Below are 17,759 nucleotides of genomic sequence, written 5' to 3'. Positions count from 1 at the left end.
CGCCCAATCATTTGTCGGGAAACGAAACCATGTGACGCAGCAAGGCTAGCATTGCCCGGGCTGCACCAGACAGGAGCACGCCTACATGACCAATTCACCAAACACCCGGATCGGCGTCGGCATCGTCGGCGCCAGTGCCGATCGAGGCTGGGGCGGAGTTGCGCACGTCCCGGCACTGCGGGCGCTCGATGCATTCCAGATTCGCGCCGTCAGCACGACGCGTATGGAGAGTGCGAATACGACCGCTAGCCGACTGGGCGCCGATCTCGCCTTTGACACACATCAGGCACTGGTCGTTCGGCCGGAGGTCGACCTGGTGGTGGTTGCGGTCAAGGTGCCGGATCACCAGCAGATCGTTTCCGACGCGCTCGCCGCGGGCAAGATGGTCTATTGCGAATGGCCGCTCGCGCGAAATCTATCGGAAGCCGGAGCGATGGAGGGGCTTGCCCGCAAACGGCGGCTGCGTACGGTTATTGGCCTGCAGGGCGGCCTGCACCCGCCGATCCGCTACCTTCATGACCTCGTCCGTCAGGGCGTGATCGGCATGCCGCTCAGCACGAGCATCCGAGCGCATCTGAACGATGACATGTGGGTCGGCCGATACGACCCGCCATTCGAGTACATGGCTCGCGCAGCAAATGGCGCGACGCTTCAAAGCATCATGCTCGGCCACGCGCTCCAACCATTGGCCCACGTGCTCGGCGGATTCAAGAGCCTGTCCGCCATCGTTGCCAATCAGCGCGGCGACGGCGTCCGCCTTTCGTATGGCTCGTCCCTCCCGAAGGATGCGCCGGACGAGATCATCGTCGCCGGCGCTCTCGAAGGTGGGATCGTCACTTCTCTGCACTACAGCGCCGGACAGTCCGCCGGCTTGGTGTGGGAGATCCAGGGCACGGAAGGCAGTCTGCGCGTGGAGACGGCTTCGGGCTACATCCACTTCGGTGATATGACCATCACTTTGCGCCGCGGCAGCGAGCCTGCCCAGCAGCTACAGATTCCAACACGATATGCGGCTCCCGACCTGCAACTCGAAGCGCCTGCGGCGGGTGTCGCGCGGCTCTATGCCCAGCTCGCCGCCGACCTTCGCGACGGAATCGCAGATGCGCCAGACTTCGCGGTCGCGCTCGATCGTCACCGGGTGCTTGAGGCGATCACACAGGCGAATCTGACGGGTCATCGCCAGCATCTCAACCCCTAAAAAACCCAGGAAGGGTTCCAGCATGTGCTGTGGCTCATCTTTGCGCGTGCAACCCAAAAGCCGAGCAACCGCGTAAGCACCGGCGTGCTTTCGTATCACGCTCCAGGTCGGCGGGTGGGCGCCCGGCAATGCAAACGAAGTCCGACTTCGGTACAGTGGTGTGGTCGGGTCCCAGCGTGTGTCCGGTGTTGGAAAGCGGCTTCAACACGTCGCGGACCTTTATCGAATACGAAGATCAGAACCAGTTGAGCCACCGTTTTCCGATATAGTGGCTTTGACGAGATCCGGTTTGCGTAAAGGGGCGCATCATTGGTGAGAGGCTGGGCGCAAACGTCTCCGCTCGAGCCTCACACCGAACTCGGAACTAGTCCCGTCGTCGCTCTCTTCTCATGCGCTCATGCTGCCGGCGTGCATCTTCTGCCATGATTTGGCTTAGCCTTGCCGACTCAAGGGCCCGCAGTTGCGCGTCGTCGCGACGCTGCTGTTGCTGGAGCATGCATGCGGTATGTGACGATGATCCGTATCGTGCGCCCATTCCAGAGCAGGTGTCGAGATCGGCGTAGCGTTCCTGTTCCGGTGTCTGGCAACCGGTCAGGATAAGGAGGCCCGCGAACATTGTTCCGGCAGACAGGCGTCGAATGACGATGTGATCTTGGGAGGCTTTGCTCATTTGGTGTACCTTTTTTTTAGGCAAGTCAGTCAATTGCGAGAGCGAAGCGCGATCCCGCCAGACCCATATGGAATCTCACAGTTACGCAGAAATTACGTGATTCCGCACCAAGCTGGCTTTCACGGTTGACCCCGACGCGACGTCATAGTTCAGGCAGTGTGTCGATATTGTTTGGGTCTGGCGGCCCGCGATGGCGCCGTCGGCGATGCGAGGTTCGACATGACTGCACCTGATCTCATCCCGATTGAAACGCTTTTTGGAATGCCAGAATTTTCGCGGGCGCAGATTTCGCCCGATGGCCGGCTGGTGGCCTATCTGGCGCCCTGGCATGGGCGGTTGAATATCTGGGTGCGGCCAGTCGGACAAGGCGCGGGGCGGCGACTGACTAGCGATGACATGCGCAATATCGACGGCTTCAGTTGGACGCGTGATGCTCGCTACATCCTCTTCGTACAAGACACCCAGGGCGACGAGAACTGGCACCTTCATCGTGTGGAGGTGGACGGGGCAGAGACGGTGGGCGGGAAGGCTAGGACTGTCAACTTGACGCCCTATTCCGGTGTGCGGGTAATGGGACTGGACTTGTCCGCCGCGTTTCCAGGCAAGGCTTTCGTGCAGATGAACCTCAGAAGTCCGGGTTTGATCGACCTGTACGAGGTCGATATCGAAAGCGCTGAAACCAGGGTCGCTGCCATTAGTCCCGGTCGGTTCGTACGCTGGATCATTACGCCGAACGCACTGCATGCCTTCATCATCAACGACGGGGGTGACCACGAACTGGCTCGGTACGAGAACGGTGCTTTCACCGCGTTGGCGAAGCTGAGCGGACGCGACCAGCCAATCGGCCCGATGCCGCTTATGGTGGCGGCGGATGGAAAGAGCATCTTAGTTGGCTGCAACGCGGGCAGCGACCACACCTATCTTGCTGCCATTGACCTTGCGACGGGCACGCACAGGGTAGTCGACAGCCAGCCCGATTTCAGCCTCGATACGCCGCGGCCAGAGGCCGATCCGCGCTTTCCCTCGAGCCTGATAACCAATCCTGTGACAGGCGAGCTGCTGGGACTGCGTTATCTTGGCAAAAGACAGCTGATACGGCCTCTGAACGCGCATTTTGCCGCCGTGCTAGACAGCCTACAGCGGCTGTCAGAGGCGGAAATAGGGTACATTTCCTGCGATGCCGATGGGCGACAATGGGTGGCGGAATTTTGGGATGACCGGCATCCCGGCACGACATGGCTTTACGAACATGAGAGCGGTGAAGCGTATGTGCTTGGCGAGCGATTCTCAGCGCTCAAAGCCGAGCGGCTGGCGAGCGTGCGACCCGTCGATGTGCTGTCGCGCGACGGATTGACGTTGCCGTGCCATGTCACGCTGCCCGTCTGGTTCGCTGCCAAGGATGAGCCGCGTGCGCTGCCGACCGTACTTCTGGTCCATGGCGGGCCCTGGTATCGCGACGCCTGCATCTATGATCCGGAAGTGCAGTTCCTCGCCAACCGCGGCTATGCCGTGCTGCAGGTGAATTTTCGCGGCTCGACCGGCTATGGCAAGGCGTTCATGCAAGCAGCTATAGGGGAGTTCTCCGGGCGCATGCATGACGACCTGATCGACGGGCTCGACTGGCTAATCGGGCAGGGTATTGCCGACCCGGCACGGGTAGCGATCTACGGGTGCTCCTATGGCGGTTACGCCGCGCTGGTGGGCGCCAGCTTCACGCCGGAGCGCTTCGCCGCAACCATTTCCTACTCCGGCATGTCCGATCTCCGGATGCTGGTGGATGGGGCCGTCCCGTTCGTACGACCCGCGCTGATCAACACCTACCTTTCTTACATGGGCGATCCTGATATTGAGACGCAGAACCGGGACATGCTTGCACGCTCGCCGGTCAGCCGGCTTGATTGCATTTCCAAACCGCTTTTGGTGGTTCACGGCGCGAACGACGTGCGCGTTGCAAAGGCACAGGCGGATCTGGTGGTGGAAAGGGTGCGTGCGAATGGTGTGGAGGTCGACTATCTTCTCAACGAGCGCGAAGGACACTGGTTCATCAACGAGGATAGCAATATTGAGCTTTATCGGAGGATCGAGCGCTTTCTTGCACGGCATTTGAGGGGCGAGTAATGAGGGCGGCGCATGCGCAGTAAGGAGATTGCAGGACTGGCGGGTGTAAGCATCCGCACGCTGCGGCACTACCACCAGATCGGACTTTTGCCGGAGCCGCCAAGACAGAACAATGGGTATCGCGCTTACAGCGTGCCGCATTTGATCCGACTGCTGCGTATCGGTCAATTGACAGCGCTCGGTTTCTCGCTCTCGCAAATCCCAGCCTTTCTCGACGGTCGTGCCGAAATGAGCGAGGACAGTTTGGACGCCCTTCTTGAGGGGCTCACGCGGCAGATCGAACTTCTGGAGCGTCAACGCCGGACTGTCACAGCCCTGCGTGACGGCAAAGGACCGCCCGACATGGCGCCGGAATTTGCTGCCTCTCTGATGCCGCTGGAGGTCGGGCGAGACCCTAAAGCGGTGCGGGCTGGTCGGGAACAATCCGTACTCCTGTCACACCTTTTGGATGAAGGGCAGCGCGCAGAACTGGCCCGGCTCTATGATCAACTCGCGGATCTCGAATATGGTGCTACCGTGCGAGAGCTGGGGAATCGTTTCGACGCGTTGGGGCCAGATAGTGACGACGTCGAGATTTCAGCTCTTGCCGAAGATTACATCGCCCATCTTGGATCATGGATGAGAGACTTCGACAACGCGCTGAGCGGCGGCAGGAAGCGCCAGGCGGCAACGCTGCTTTGGCTTCATGCCCTGGAGAATACGAACGATCAGCAGAAACAATTACTGAGGGAAATCAACAGTGGGCTGAAATCCAAGCGGTGATTGCGCGGTTTGCGCTGATAGTCGTGAGATGATTGACCGGTCGCGGGCGGTAATCGGATCCATGACGTTGACATGCGCCCCTGTCCCGCGTCCAGACATCATCAAGCCATATTCCAAACATCTGGTTATGGTTGGGGTCAATCATAATCAAGAGCAATATCATGGATATCAACGTTGCTTTAAAAGCCTTCATCCGCACCGTCGAGAAGGGGTCGATTACTGCTGCGGCACGCGACCTGGGGGTAACGCAGCCGGCGGTCACGAAGCATATTTCGAACCTCGAACGGCACGTTCAAGCCAGGCTTCTGGAGCGCTCTTCGAAAATCGTTCGCCCGACGGCGCATGGGCTCGAATTATACGAAGCCAGCCGCATTGCGATCGCATCAATCGACGCGGCGCTGGAGGGCGTCCGCATCAACACGGGTGAAATCGAAGGCAATCTAAAAATTCACGCCCCATCCTGCATTGGTGTTGGTCATCTCGAGCGGATAGTCGGGGAATTTCAGGATAAGTATTGCGGGATTTCCGTCGAACTGGCTCTCGACGAGCGCACAGTCGACTTGGTCTATGATAATTTCGATTTGTCAGTTCACTACGGGAAAATCGAGGATCAGGACGTCATCGCACGCCGCATCGGGTGGGTGGAGCGATTTCTCGTCGCTTCCCCTCTCTACCTGCAACAGGTAGGGCAAATTGACGATACGGGACGACTTTCAGAGCTCGAGGTCATTGGCACTCCGAAGATGCTTGCCCAGCGCAATACTATTTCCCTGTTGGGACCTGATGCGCGCGCCGAAGACGTCACCGTCAGGCCATTGCTCATAACGAACAATGCGCATGTCATGATTGCAGCACTTTTACGAGGACGGGGTGTGGGACTTGTGCAGAAGAACCTCGTATTGGACTTGTTGGCCAGCGGCGAGCTTGTAAGAGTGCTTCCCGGATATTGGCTGCGGTCTACCGAAGCATTTCTCGCCTATCCGTCCACAAAGTTCATGCGACCGGTCGTCCGGGCATTTACGGACTTTGTTATGCCGCGGCTCAGGAACATTGACGGGATCTCCCCGGTGCAGCGGTAGCGGCGCATGGCATAGCCAACGGTTATGACGGCTATCACTCATGCAGATATGGAATATTCCCTCTGTTGGAGGATACCGTGCGATGCAAGCACGTGTGCCAGCCGCAACCCGAAAGTCGCCTTCCATGATGCAGAACCGAAACAGTTTCATATCCCGTCGTACGTTCATAGTCGGCTCTTTAGCCGCGCCGGTCATACTCGGCGGATGCACAACAGTCCAAGAAAGATCGGCGCCAGGCTCGCCCCAGCCCATTGCCACCCCGCAGCCTTCACCGGTCGACCCGGATCTCGCTTCCCGTTACGCTGCATTTGAGGACGGGGGACATGTCGTTCCTGCAGTTCCTTTTGAGCGAATGAACCCGGAATATCTCAGGCAGCGCGTTGCTGACCCGACCGGGGAGGCGCCGGGAACTGTTGTCGTCGATACGCCAAGGCGATTTCTCTATCTGGTGGAAAACGGCGGAACTGCGTTACGATATGGCGTTGGCATCGGGCGCGACGGATTTTCATGGGAAGGGAACGGATATATCCACTGGCGTCAGCATTGGCCAAGATGGAAGCCGCCAAGCGAGATGATTGCGAGGCAACCCGAACTGGAAAAATACTCTGTAGCAAACGGAGGGATGGATCCTGGACTGCATAACCCGCTCGGCGCTCGCGCTCTTTATATTTTCCAGAACGGAAAAGATACGCTGTATCGTCTCCACGGCAATCCCGAATGGCAATCCATCGGCAAGGCTGTTTCATCCGGCTGCGTCCGCCTTATGAACCAGGACATCGTTGACCTTTACGACCGCGTTCCGTTCCACGCGCCAATCGTCGTGCATCAGACGCCGATGGCCGTGTGATGGCAAACTGATCGTGACGCGTTCGCTGCTTGCCGCGATACGATGGCCGCCTAGTAATACTGCGGGGCAAGATCGCTGCAGATATTTTCTGAAGAGAGCCACACGTGGGGAAACGCCGCGAGCAGACCGTTTCTCAGCCATTGCTGGGCCGGGTGCCCGTCATTGCGACGATGCCAGGACAGCACGAATGGGACAGGGTTTAGGGGGAGCGGGAAATCGAAGACTGCAAGACGCTCCGCAAAGCCTGAATGAGCAACCACGCTTTCGATGACGGTCGCGACCATATCCGACGATGCAACCAATGCCGGCGCGGCGTGCATATGGGGAATAGTCACGGCCGCCCGCCTCCTGAAATTCTTCGAAGCCAGTGCGGCATCGGCGACATCCAGTCCCTCATTATCGGGTGCCACCAGAATATGCCTCAGAGACAGAAACATCTCGCGATCGAAAGGGCGGCCGAGGATTGGATGATCCTTCCTAAGGATACAAACGAACCGCTCCTGGAAAAGCCGGGCACTCAGGATTCGGCTCGTGGGCGTGGGGGGAATGCCGACCGTCAGATCAACGCCGCCGCTGTCGAGCAGGGAAACCGCGTCATCACGGCTGCTATAATCCCTGACCTTGATATCAATTCCGGGGGCTTTTTCCTCAAGCAGCGACAGGAGGCGCGGCAATATGACTGAACCTGCATGTGCCGAAACGGCAATGGAAAAAGATACGGTCGATTTGCCGGGATCAAAACCCTGCGTGAATTGCAATGTCCGCTGGATGTCCCGCAGAGCAAGTGAGATCGGTTCGGCAAGTTCTACCGCTCGCGGTGTAGGTTGAAGTCCGTTCGGCCCGCGAACGAATAATTCGTCCCGCAGCAGAAACCGCAATCTCGACAAAGCCGCGCTCATCGCCGGCTGGGTCCGGCCAATACGGCTTCCGGCGCGTGTCACATTGCGCTCGGAATTGAGGGCATCAAAGGCAACGAGAAGATTGAGATCGATACCGTGTAAATTCATGGGATGGATAATTAAACTCATCCTTCATCGATCTCAAGCATCTTTTCCACGTCAGCGGGAGTGTCCGTTTCCGTCATTCAGCAACCAACCCGGATACTCGACAGGCAGACGACTGACCTCATCGAGCTTCGCCAAGTCGGTATCGTCCAGCGCAATCGATGCGGACTGAATGTTTTCATGCAATTGCTCGACGCGCTTGGCACCGACGATGACGGTCGAGACGATGCTTTGCTTCAGCAACCAGGCGATCGCGATCTGAGCCGGGCTAGCGCCGTGTTTCTCCGCGACGGCTTTAAGGATCGCGATCAGGGGCTCCCCCCGGATGCGATCGATGGGTGGAAAATCCAATTCCGTCTGTCGGCCGCCTGCTGCGTTACCACCGGCGGAGTACTTTCCGGTGAGATAGCCGCCGGCAAGTGGACTCCACACCATGAGGCCAACACGTTCAGATGAGAGCAGCGGGCCAATCTCCCGTTCCAGATCGCGCCCGACAAGCGTATAATATGCCTGCAGTGATGTTACGGGCGCGAGAGCTCTGGCGCGTGTTATCCCGATCGCCTTCATGACCTGCCACGCGGCCCAGTTCGAAAGGCCGATGTAGCGAACATCGCCGGCCCGGACGAGTGTGTCGAGCGCCTCCAGCGTTTCCTCGATCGGCGTCGCGGAATCGAAGGCGTGAATCTGGTATAGATCAATGTAATCCACACCCAGCCGGCCGAGGCTTGCCCGGCATTCGGAGATTATATGACCACGCGAAGCGCCGCGATGGTTCGGTCCGTCACCCATGGCGGAGGCGACTTTGGTGGCGATCACGACATCTCTGCGCGACACGCCAAGGTTCCTCAGCGAGCGTCCCAGTATTTCTTCGCTACGTCCGCGGGCATAGACATTTGCTGTATCGAACAGGTTTATGCCGGCGTCGAGAGCGGCCTTGACCAGTGCATCGGCATCCTCCTGACCCAGTCTTCCCACCTTGCCCCATAATCCGTCCGTCCCGCCGAACGTCATGGCGCCGAAGCACAATTCCGACACGAACAACCCGCTCTCACCGAGCTTGCGCATTTGCATGATGTGGTCCTTCTTTTTAATTTCCGAGATTGGCCGGCGGCGATGGCTTTTGTTGAGCGTATTCCCAATTGACGCGCTAACGGCCGGCTCGACATCCTGTGCGAACGCCGAGCCATTCTGCGACACGTCAAACAAGGTGTTGCCGTTCGCCAGTTCTTGCCGCAAGCTCAACGGCTGCGATCAAACGGCTGTTATGGCGCGCATGGTCGAAACCTGGAGTGGTGTATGTACCATTCGTCAGATCCCGCCCCAGGGACGCATAAACCTCCCCGACATTGATAGCGGCTCCTGCCCAGAAATCGGCGGCTGTTGGGCCGACACCATTGGAGACCGGCCTGTCGGGCGCAGCAAATTCCAGGCTTGACGAAATTGAAATGTCTCCGACCTGTACGCCTGCCAGGTGATTGCCGGTGAGCATAAGCGAGCCCTGCGAGCCACGGATCTCAAAAACGAAACTCGCGTTTTCTGCAGGGACGCCGGCCAGAATCTGCACGGATACAGGCGCACCACTTGCCGTCTTTGCGATCAGATCGAGATGATCCGGAACCTCTCGCTTCGAAGTATCACCTGTATCGACGATCTCGATCTCCGGCCAGAGCAACTCCGTGCGCGCATCAACCTCGGTGATGTTCCCGAGCACTGCCTCGATGACGTCCAGCACGTGGCCTGCCGTAATCGTCATGAAGCTGGCGCCGGAAGCGGCCTTGTTGAAATAGTCATACATGCTTGGAGATTGCGGACCGTAGCCGAATGTGGTCGCGCCGACACGCGCGGACATCAAGCGCCCGAGCTTTCCTGAAGCGACCAGTTCCGCCGCACGCCGGACGGCAGGATTATGCCGGCCTTGCAGGCCGATCGCGGTATGCAAAGACCCCACTGCCGCAGCCATCTCGTTTGTTTCCGACAGCGTTGCGCCCAGAGGCGCTTCGCAATAGACCGATTTGCCCGCCTGCAGGGCGGCCATCACGAGCTCCTTGTGTGCCGGCACTTTCACGGCGACCGTGATGACCTCAATGCTCTCATCTCTTATCATCGCATAGGGATCGGCAAACCAGAGTTCTGCGCCGAATGCTTCGGCCGCCGCCTTGGCGCTTTCCTCGCGTCGGGTCGCGACTGCCGCCAGCGTCAGGTGAGGTTGTGACGCCAGGGCTGGCACATGCGATGCGCCCGCCCAACTTGCGTGAGTGTCCGCTCCAATAATACCCACACGAAATTTCTTATCCGACATCTGTAATGCTCCAGGTCACGTTACCGAACGCTCCCCGGCGTCCTGGGCAAGATGTAATCGACCCTCGGCACTGCGATGAAATCGATAAATAGTATGAGCGAACATCCACGCGGTGGATATCGCCTACCGCTCCTGCGGCCACACTGCGACCAAAAGAAGTATTGCCCCGGTTGTCGCAATAGCGCTCAAGACCACTCGCGCCTGAAACGAAAGCGTCGGCGGGTGCCAAGGCATTCCTGACTGCCGCTTGGTCGGACCAACCGGATCGATATGGGCAGCACCGTTAGTGAACATGTGTTTATCACGGCGAATTTCCTCCAGCTTATGGCGAATGCGAATTGCCAGGAGCACAGCCAGATAGGCCGCGGTTAAGAAAGCCAACACCGCCGCCAGGCGCAAGGCGTTTTGTTGGGCAAGGACCCAATTTTGCGAAGCAATCGCGATGCCGTCGATACAGGCGCCGAACAAGGCCTGGCCGGTGAGAGCGCCCATCGAATTGACTGCCCCAAACAGGACGGTAAAACTCAAGAGTTCTCGGCTGCCTTTCTGCAGCGCGCTCGTGATGCCTAACACCAGCGCGGGCCCAAGAAAAAACATGGCCGCGAATGAGATCACCGCTTGGGACAGGTAAAACCAGGGCAGATGGTCAAGGCTCGTGGCGTAACTGTCAGCAAGTGTCGCAGCAGCTATCGCGGTGACCGCCAGCGTCATGGGCATCGCCAGTTTTTCGACATTTACCGTTATTGCGCTCACGATCACGCCCGCAACAGCGCCGACAAAGGTGACGATCGAAAGTGCTCTGAGGTGTTCGTCGCTGCCTCCTAGCGCCGTTAAAAATCTGGTTGCAACATTCTGTTCGGCAAGGACGATCCTGGCCATGAGAATTGCAAAACCAAAGCGGACAATATCACCGCTCCCAAGCCAACGCAGGTTGAGGAGAGGTGTGGTCCGGCCGTTCTCGAGTATCAGCGCGGTGATGATCACTGGAAGCGCAAGTGACAGAAACCAGATTATCCAAGGCGCCTCGAACCATCCTTCCAGTCGTCCGAGCCCCAACACTGCTGCAATCATAGCGAGGCTTCCACCCAAAAGCAGAAAGGTGAGGAAATCCAAAGGTTCGAATGCACGCTCTCGCTCGGCGGGTGGCAGCCGAAATGCACCGACGGCGGCGAAGGAGAGAAATGCAAGCCCGGCTTCGAACAGAAATATCGACTGCCAATGCGCGCTGACAGACAGCCATGGCGAGATGACGCTTGCGAGCGGGAACGCGCATTGCGAGATACCAAGGCCAAGTATGAGGCCCCGGATGCGCCAACGGCCTGGAAGGGCCTGCATCACGTAGAACAAGGACAACGGCGTTAACGCTGCTGTAACAAAGCCGCTTGCAGCCCGGATGGCAAGTGTGAGCCAGTGATCTGCGGTCAACAGATGGGTAAGGGAGAGGAGGGCATACAGGCCAAGGGCGAGTTGCGTGAATACACGCAGGCCATATTGCTGCCGGAGCTTGATCAGCGCCAGATTGGCGGAAATATTGGTCATGGCATAGGCCATTGGCAGCCAGGCCGCTTGAACGGAGCTCAACGCCAAGCCTGCCTGTAGTTCCGTGATGTTGACCATGACCAGCGCGTTGCCAAGCCCGCCTGTCAGGCCGACCAGAATTGCAACGAGGGCATAGGCGGTCCGCAGCGTCAGTGCATGCTCAGGCGTCGCCGGCGACCCAGCGACGACTGGTCTTTCATGCTCGGGAAAGTCCCATGTTTCCTCACGGAAAAAGCTGCCAACTCGTCGCGTCAGTCTCATCATCGTGCTCTCTTGTTCGATTGACCGCATCAATCCGCCGCAGTCTAACCCAACTTCCATGGCCTGCGGCGTTGCTGGTTTGGCAACATAAGGTTCGAACTATCGCGACTTGCTGCGAGCAGTCATTCGCTCAAAATCAGCGACATCATTCGACGCGCCCTTCATTCGCAATAGAGCGGATGGGCGCCCTTAACTTCAGGAGGCAAAGATGCTTCACAGGTCCATCAGCAGGATTACGAGGACACCGCCTCTCGGGCCCGGTTTCGCAGGCGAGCGGCACAAGGCGGCCCTCGTCGTCGCGCCAGGAGATTTTTCCGCAACTGATCCGTTCTTCTTGATGGCGGACGACCATGTGACCGGAGAGGGGCAATTCGGCGAGGCTCACCCACATGCCGGCCTGGAGACTGTTACGTTCATGCTTGACGGCACGATGGCAGATACCGGTGGGCGTCTAATTGAGGGCGATGTGGAGTGGATGACCGCCGGAAGCGGCATCGTCCATTCGGAAGATGCCCAGGTCTCGACAGGAATGCGTCTGTTTCAGCTATGGCTGGTTCTTCCCGAGCAGGACCGCAATATGGCGCCAAGGGTGCAGATCCTGAGGCGCGATAAAATGCCGGGACACCGCGGCGATGGCTTCGTGGCGACCGTTTACAGCGGCCGCTCGGCAGGGATCGTCGCGTCGACGAAGAATGCCGTGCCCGTAACCCTGGTCGACATTCGGCTTGAGGCGGGAGCCGAGTTTGAGCAGGTTTTGCCGTCATCCTATAATGGCTTTGTGGTGGTCATCGCGGGCGAAATCGAAGCAGGCACCGGAGCGACGACGCTAACGACGGATAAGGTCGGTTGGACCAATCCGGTGGCAACTGACGGTGAAAGCGCCATAAGGCTGAAAGCGGGTGAAGATGGCGCGCGCGTGCTTTTGTATGCAGGCCAACCGCAAAAAATCCATGTCGCAGCACAAGGCCCATTTATCGCAGGCTCCAAAGAGGAGCTTGCCGGCTACTATGCCGCATACCGCCAAGGCAAATTCCCGAATGCCGGCACGATGCGACCTGCCTGATCTCGCTTTCCAGCCGCCACGAAACCACAAGGGGTTTCGTTATCAGCAACCCGACGTTCCGCCATTGCTGTCTTTAGCCGTTCGACAGCACGGATATGTTTGCGAACAGCAGACCCGCAAACGGGCTGAGAACACAAGCCGCTTCACCACCACTCGTTCGAAACTCAAGCGGATTTCATCAAGCCTTCCGAACATGGATCGCCCCTGGTCCGTGAGCGGGATCACTCGCCCCGGTATCCGCAATCAGCCCATGGAGGAACAGATGACCCAATCCGCCACCGCAGCCGTACTGGAAGAAAAAAACGGCCCCTTCATCCTCCGTGAAGTGAAGCTTGAGGCGCCGCGCCCCGACGAAGTGCTCATCCGCATGGTTGCTACGGGCATCTGTGCAACCGATGCGTATGTCAGGCAACAGCTCATGCCGACGCCGCTCCCCGCGATCCTCGGCCACGAAGGCGCCGGCATCGTTGAACGCGTCGGATCGACCGTATCGCATCTCAAGCCCGGCGATCATGTCGTTCTTTCCTATCACTCCTGCGGCCACTGCAAGCCCTGCATGTCTTCCCATGCGGCCTACTGCGACCACGTCTGGGAAACGAATTTCGCCGGCGCCAGGCTCGATGGAACGATCGGCGTTGCAGCGTCCGACGGGAACAGGCTCAATGCGCACTTCTTCGGTCAGTCCTCATTCTCCACCTATGCGCTCGCTCATCAGCGCAATGCCGTCAAAGTCCCGGACGACGTGCCGCTTGAACTGCTTGGGCCGCTCGGTTGCGGCTTTCAGACCGGCGCCGGCTCCGTCTTGAAGGCGCTCAACGTGCCGGTCGGTGCTTCGATCGCGATCTTTGGAGTAGGGGCGGTGGGACTGGCTGCAATCATGGCTGCCAAGGTCGCCGATGCGGCAATCATCATCGCCATCGATGTCAATGCCGAGCGGCTGAAGCTCGCTAACGAACTCGGCGCGACACATTGCGTCAACCCGCGTGAGCAAACCGATGTAGCCGCGGCGATCAGGGATATCACCTCTCGCGGCGTCGAATACGTTCTCGACACGAGCGGTCGGAAGGAGAACCTCGATGCCGGCATAGGCGCTCTTGCTCCGATGGGGCAGTTTGGTTTCGTCGCCTTCAACGGCCATTCGGGCGCGGTTGTCGACGCATCCCGGCTCACGGTAGGGCAAAGCCTCATCGGGATTATCCAGGGCGATGCCATTTCCGGCCTGATGATCCCGGAACTGGTCGGTCTCTATCGAAACGGTCGTTTTCCCTTCGACAGGCTGCTCACTTTCTACGACTTCGCCGACATCAACGGGGCGTTTGACGATGTCGCGGCGGGGCGCGTGATCAAGGCTGTCCTGCGCTTTCCCCCGCAAGCCGCTTAACCACCCACTTCTTTCGATATTGCGAACATTGAGGATTGAGTAAATGTGCGACCGACACCAGAAGCTGATCAAAGCAACCGACGAGCCCAACTTTTTCGGGATCGACCATTACGGCTTTCCGGAGGCCGGGGAGCACCCGGCTGATCCGCCGGGATATTATCCTGAGTATTTCTCCTCCGACCGCTTCCAGAGGCTCGGCTACCATGTCGAGGAGCTTCGTGGCGGTTTCTATTGGGTCACCAGCGGCGGCTATGACGCGGCCTTCGTCGTGACCAGCGATGGTGTCGTCGCTATCGACGCACCGCCGACGATCGGTGAAAACATGCTGGCCGCGATCGAAGACGTTACGGACAAGCCGGTAACGCACGTGATCTACAGCCATTGGCACACCGATCACATCGGTGCCGCTTCGGTTTTCGGGCCGGATGTCGAGATCGTCGCGCACGACATCACCAGGGAATTGCTGGAGCGGTTCCCCGATCCAAACCGACCGGTGCCAACCCTGACATTCCACAAGGATCATTTGCTTGTCGTCGGCGGGGTGACGTTGGAACTCTCCTACAAGGGCGAGAACCACTGCCCCGGCAATATCTTCATCTATGCGCCGGCGCAAAAGGTACTGACCGTCATCGATATCGTCAGCCCCGGCAGCGCCACCTTCATGCATTGCGACGCATCGCAAAATATCACTGGCTGGTACGAAGCCCAGAAGCAACTGATGGAATATGACTTCGATTTCCTCGTCGCCGGCCATCACATGAAGTACGGGACGCCGGAAACGGTCGCGGCTTCAATCGAATATTTCCAGGACGTCCTCGACGGAGCGCAGGCGGCCGTGGCTCGATTCAGCCGGTCGGATGCGCTCGTGAGCATCCTGGAGGGCGCCGGCTGGGACCAGGTGTTTTCCGGCACCGAGAACTGGATCAATTCTATGGCCAATTTCGCCACGAAATACGTCCTGGAAAAGAAGAGCAGCAATGGCCAGCTCTGGTCCGAGCGGCTTGCCGGCGTGACGACCCAGACGAAATACCACGCCTATACCGTGCTGGAATCTATCCGCCTGGAAAGGCCCCGGCCGAATTATCGTTTGCGGGGCGAAAATCCGCCACCGTTCCTGACCTGACCGGGTTCGTCCGCCACCCCAACCCGGAATCGGGCGGGCAAGGCCTGCCCCGATATACGCGGAGGTCGCCACTCAAAGGGCGGGTCAGATCTCGCGCACCCTTGCAACGTCAGAAAGACAAGTCAATGACCACGTTTTCCGCACATAACTGGATCGACGGCACCTTTGTCTCATCTTCCAAACGCGGCCGCTCCATCGATCCAGCGACATATGAGACGATCGGAGATTATCCCGATGATGGCGGAGCGGCCGCGCACTCTGCCATCGAAGCCGCAAAACGCGCATTCCGCGAAACCGCCTGGCGCGACGATGCTGAGCTTCGTGCAAGGGTGCTCGATCAGATGGCATCGGCAGTCGAGCGAAATCGCGAGCGCCTGATCGACATCCTCTCGCTTGAAAACGGCAAACTGCTCGGCGAGGCGGCGCTGGAGATCGATGGTAGTCCGAGCAAGCTTCGATACTGGGCTGCTATGGCTCGTACGGAGGCAGGGCGAGCGACATTGCCCAAGCCCGGCAGCCTCTCCGTGATTCTGCGCCAGCCGATGGGAGTAGCGGGGATTATCGTTCCCTGGAATTCTCCTGTCATTCTTGCGGTCCGCTCCTTCGCTCCAGCACTTGCTGCCGGCTGCGCGGTCGTCGTCAAGATGCCCGGCCAGGCAGCGCAGATCGCCAGCGTCCTTGCCGAGATCCTCGCGGAAGCGAACGACCTGCCGGGCGGTATCTTGAACATGTTCATCGAAAGCGGTTCGGAGGGCGCAGCGCTTCTGGTTGAAAGCCCCGATGTGCCGACAATCAGCTTCACGGGAAGCACGCAAACCGGCCGTGCCATCGGTGCCGTCGGTGCGAAGAGGATGAAGCGGTTCGGGTTGGAACTCGGTGGCAAGGCTCCGATGATCGTATTTGACGACGCTGATATCGACGCCACGCTACCGGTTCTCGAAAAGGCACTGACCATCTTTGCCGGCCAGTTCTGTATGACGGGCTCGCGGCTGCTCGTACAGAATTCGATCTACGAACGGGTCCGCGACGGCCTCGCCGAACGGCTGCGTGCCGTCAAAGTCGGGCCGGCATCCGATCCGGCAAGCGACATGGGGCCGCTAATCGATAAGCAGAACGTCGCCCGCGTCGATAACGTGGTGAAAAATGCGCTGTCAACGGGTGCAACTGCGGTCGTTCGCGGAGGTCCCGTGACACAAGGCCCTTCGGCGAAAGGTGCTTTTTTTCGCCCTTCGATGCTGGAGGTTTCCGACAACGGCCTGCCGGTCGTCCAGCAGGAAACATTCGGTCCTGTGATAACCATCCAGCGGTTCTCAGATGAGCGGGAAGCCGTCGCGCTGGCAAACGATAACGACTATGGCCTGTCCGCCTCGATCTGGACGCGCGACCTCGATCGCTCGTTGCGGGTCGCACAGGCGCTTGAAGCGGGAAGCGTGTTCGTCAACGACTGGTCCAAGGTGTATGACGGGACAGAGGAGGGTGGCTTCAAGCAATCCGGTCTCGGGAGGCTGAACGGCGTTGCCGCAATCGAGGACTTTATCGAGTACAAGCACATCGCTCTTAAGCCGGGTTTGTTGCGATAAAAGGAGCCAGTTGGTCAGAAGGTGTGCTTCCTTCAAGCCAGCGCATCGATTGCTGGAGCTTCAATTGAAATTCGCATTCGGTCTTCCGGCGTAATCTCCACTTAATGTTACCAATCCAGTTTGGCTGACCGATGCAGACATCTGACAAAATTGGTCGGCATCTCCTCTGATTGAATACAGCAACTTCCGAGAGGATAATGATTTGCAAGACAAGGTCGACGCTTTGAAGCAGGCGGAAAGAACTATGATGGATGCGATACATGCAGCCATCATCCAGGCGGCAAAGGAATCGGAGGCTGCATTTCAGCCACTTGGACCACCAACCACCGCCCAAGCCTACTTCGCGGATGCCGCCATGCGTCAGCTGTTTTTGCACGTGTGTGGTGCGAATGCGGACACGGCCAAGGGTGGTGATCCAGACCACGCCTGGGAAATACTCTATTTGGGGCGCGGCACGGCCCGCTATTGGGAAAAAGAACGCGGAATTCGGTCGAGACGCCGAAAGGCAGAGAGCCATGCGGAACTCGAAATAGAGAGACGCGAGAAATCTGCCCTTGCGCTAAGTGCTCAGAAGTTCGCAACCGACACTGTTATCCGCGCACTGGTCGAACATGCCAGCATTTCCGACCCCGATCTGCGCGATCGTATAGCGGCCTCCGTCAAGCCGCGTGTCAGCGTCACCGATCCACTTTCGCAAGTCGGGCAGGAATTCCGCGATTTGGCTAAGGTTTCGCTCGCCCGCCTTATTGGCACGGCCACTTGAAAGCCATCGGCAATACGGAGCCACCGCCCGCTATCCGGTCAAGACCGCCTGGTCCTGCGGTTCTCCTTGCCG

14 protein-coding genes are annotated in these 17,759 nt (G+C 58.8%); 10 read left to right on the top strand and 4 right to left on the bottom strand.

Annotated elements, in window-relative coordinates; translation table 11 throughout:
* The first annotated feature begins 85 nt into the window (after positions 1–85).
* From K7A42_RS12745 to K7A42_RS12725, 5 genes are all read left to right on the top strand, one after another.
* On the top strand, positions 86–1,198 hold the full coding sequence (locus K7A42_RS12745; protein ID WP_282455327.1) for a Gfo/Idh/MocA family protein: 1,113 nt from the start codon (positions 86–88) through the stop codon (positions 1,196–1,198).
* An 889-nt stretch (positions 1,199–2,087) separates the two neighbouring features.
* Positions 2,088–3,986 (top strand): S9 family peptidase, encoded by a 1,899-nt coding sequence (locus tag K7A42_RS12740; RefSeq protein ID WP_112416895.1) that lies wholly within the window; start codon positions 2,088–2,090, stop codon positions 3,984–3,986.
* 12 nt (positions 3,987–3,998) lie between these two features.
* Positions 3,999–4,748 carry a MerR family transcriptional regulator gene (locus K7A42_RS12735; protein ID WP_282455326.1) on the top strand — a complete coding sequence of 250 codons (750 nt, stop codon included), beginning with the start codon at positions 3,999–4,001 and terminating at the stop codon, positions 4,746–4,748.
* A 161-nt stretch (positions 4,749–4,909) separates the two neighbouring features.
* A complete protein-coding gene (locus tag K7A42_RS12730; protein WP_282455325.1) occupies positions 4,910–5,827 on the top strand; it encodes a LysR family transcriptional regulator in 918 nt (305 codons plus the stop codon).
* 124 nt (positions 5,828–5,951) lie between these two features.
* Positions 5,952–6,674: a L,D-transpeptidase gene (locus K7A42_RS12725; protein ID WP_107341182.1), complete on the top strand. Its 723-nt coding sequence runs from the start codon at positions 5,952–5,954 to the stop codon at positions 6,672–6,674.
* A 50-nt stretch (positions 6,675–6,724) separates the two neighbouring features.
* Here K7A42_RS12725 and K7A42_RS12720 read toward each other — a convergent pair whose 3' ends face one another.
* The 4 genes from K7A42_RS12720 to K7A42_RS12705 all read right to left on the bottom strand — a co-directional run bounded on the left by K7A42_RS12720 (position 6,725) and on the right by K7A42_RS12705 (position 11,780).
* Positions 6,725–7,702 (bottom strand): LysR family transcriptional regulator, encoded by a 978-nt coding sequence (locus K7A42_RS12720; RefSeq protein ID WP_282455324.1) that lies wholly within the window; start codon positions 7,700–7,702, stop codon positions 6,725–6,727.
* A 30-nt stretch (positions 7,703–7,732) separates the two neighbouring features.
* Entirely contained in the window at positions 7,733–8,749 is a 1,017-nt protein-coding gene (locus K7A42_RS12715; protein ID WP_107327391.1) for an aldo/keto reductase, read from the bottom strand.
* Positions 8,750–8,876: 127 nt separating this feature from the next.
* Positions 8,877–9,977 (bottom strand): Gfo/Idh/MocA family protein, encoded by a 1,101-nt coding sequence (locus tag K7A42_RS12710; protein ID WP_112554298.1) that lies wholly within the window; start codon positions 9,975–9,977, stop codon positions 8,877–8,879.
* 123 nt (positions 9,978–10,100) lie between these two features.
* Entirely contained in the window at positions 10,101–11,780 is a 1,680-nt protein-coding gene (locus tag K7A42_RS12705) for an MFS transporter (RefSeq protein ID WP_282455323.1), read from the bottom strand.
* 205 nt (positions 11,781–11,985) lie between these two features.
* Between K7A42_RS12705 and K7A42_RS12700 the strand changes: the two genes are divergently transcribed.
* The 5 genes from K7A42_RS12700 to K7A42_RS12680 all read left to right on the top strand — a co-directional run bounded on the left by K7A42_RS12700 (position 11,986) and on the right by K7A42_RS12680 (position 17,687).
* Positions 11,986–12,840: a pirin family protein gene (locus tag K7A42_RS12700; RefSeq protein ID WP_322784273.1), complete on the top strand. Its 855-nt coding sequence runs from the start codon at positions 11,986–11,988 to the stop codon at positions 12,838–12,840.
* A gap of 262 nt (positions 12,841–13,102) precedes the next feature.
* Positions 13,103–14,221: an NAD(P)-dependent alcohol dehydrogenase gene (locus tag K7A42_RS12695; protein ID WP_282455322.1), complete on the top strand. Its 1,119-nt coding sequence runs from the start codon at positions 13,103–13,105 to the stop codon at positions 14,219–14,221.
* Positions 14,222–14,264: 43 nt separating this feature from the next.
* Positions 14,265–15,344 carry an MBL fold metallo-hydrolase gene (locus K7A42_RS12690; RefSeq protein WP_282455321.1) on the top strand — a complete coding sequence of 360 codons (1,080 nt, stop codon included), beginning with the start codon at positions 14,265–14,267 and terminating at the stop codon, positions 15,342–15,344.
* Between the two features lie 125 nt (positions 15,345–15,469).
* Positions 15,470–16,924, top strand: a complete 1,455-nt coding sequence (locus tag K7A42_RS12685) for an aldehyde dehydrogenase family protein (protein WP_282455320.1) — start codon at positions 15,470–15,472, stop codon at positions 16,922–16,924.
* Positions 16,925–17,126: 202 nt separating this feature from the next.
* Complete coding sequence (locus K7A42_RS12680; RefSeq protein ID WP_282455319.1) at positions 17,127–17,687, top strand: hypothetical protein; 561 nt, start codon at positions 17,127–17,129, stop codon at positions 17,685–17,687.
* Positions 17,688–17,759 lie beyond the last annotated feature (72 nt).

It is taken from the genome of Agrobacterium sp. InxBP2, assembly GCF_026191755.1.
GTDB classification, from domain to species: Bacteria; Pseudomonadota; Alphaproteobacteria; order Rhizobiales; family Rhizobiaceae; genus Agrobacterium; species Agrobacterium pusense.
Note: the sequence above shows the minus strand (reverse complement) of the source record. Positions and strands in the feature narration are given on the sequence as shown.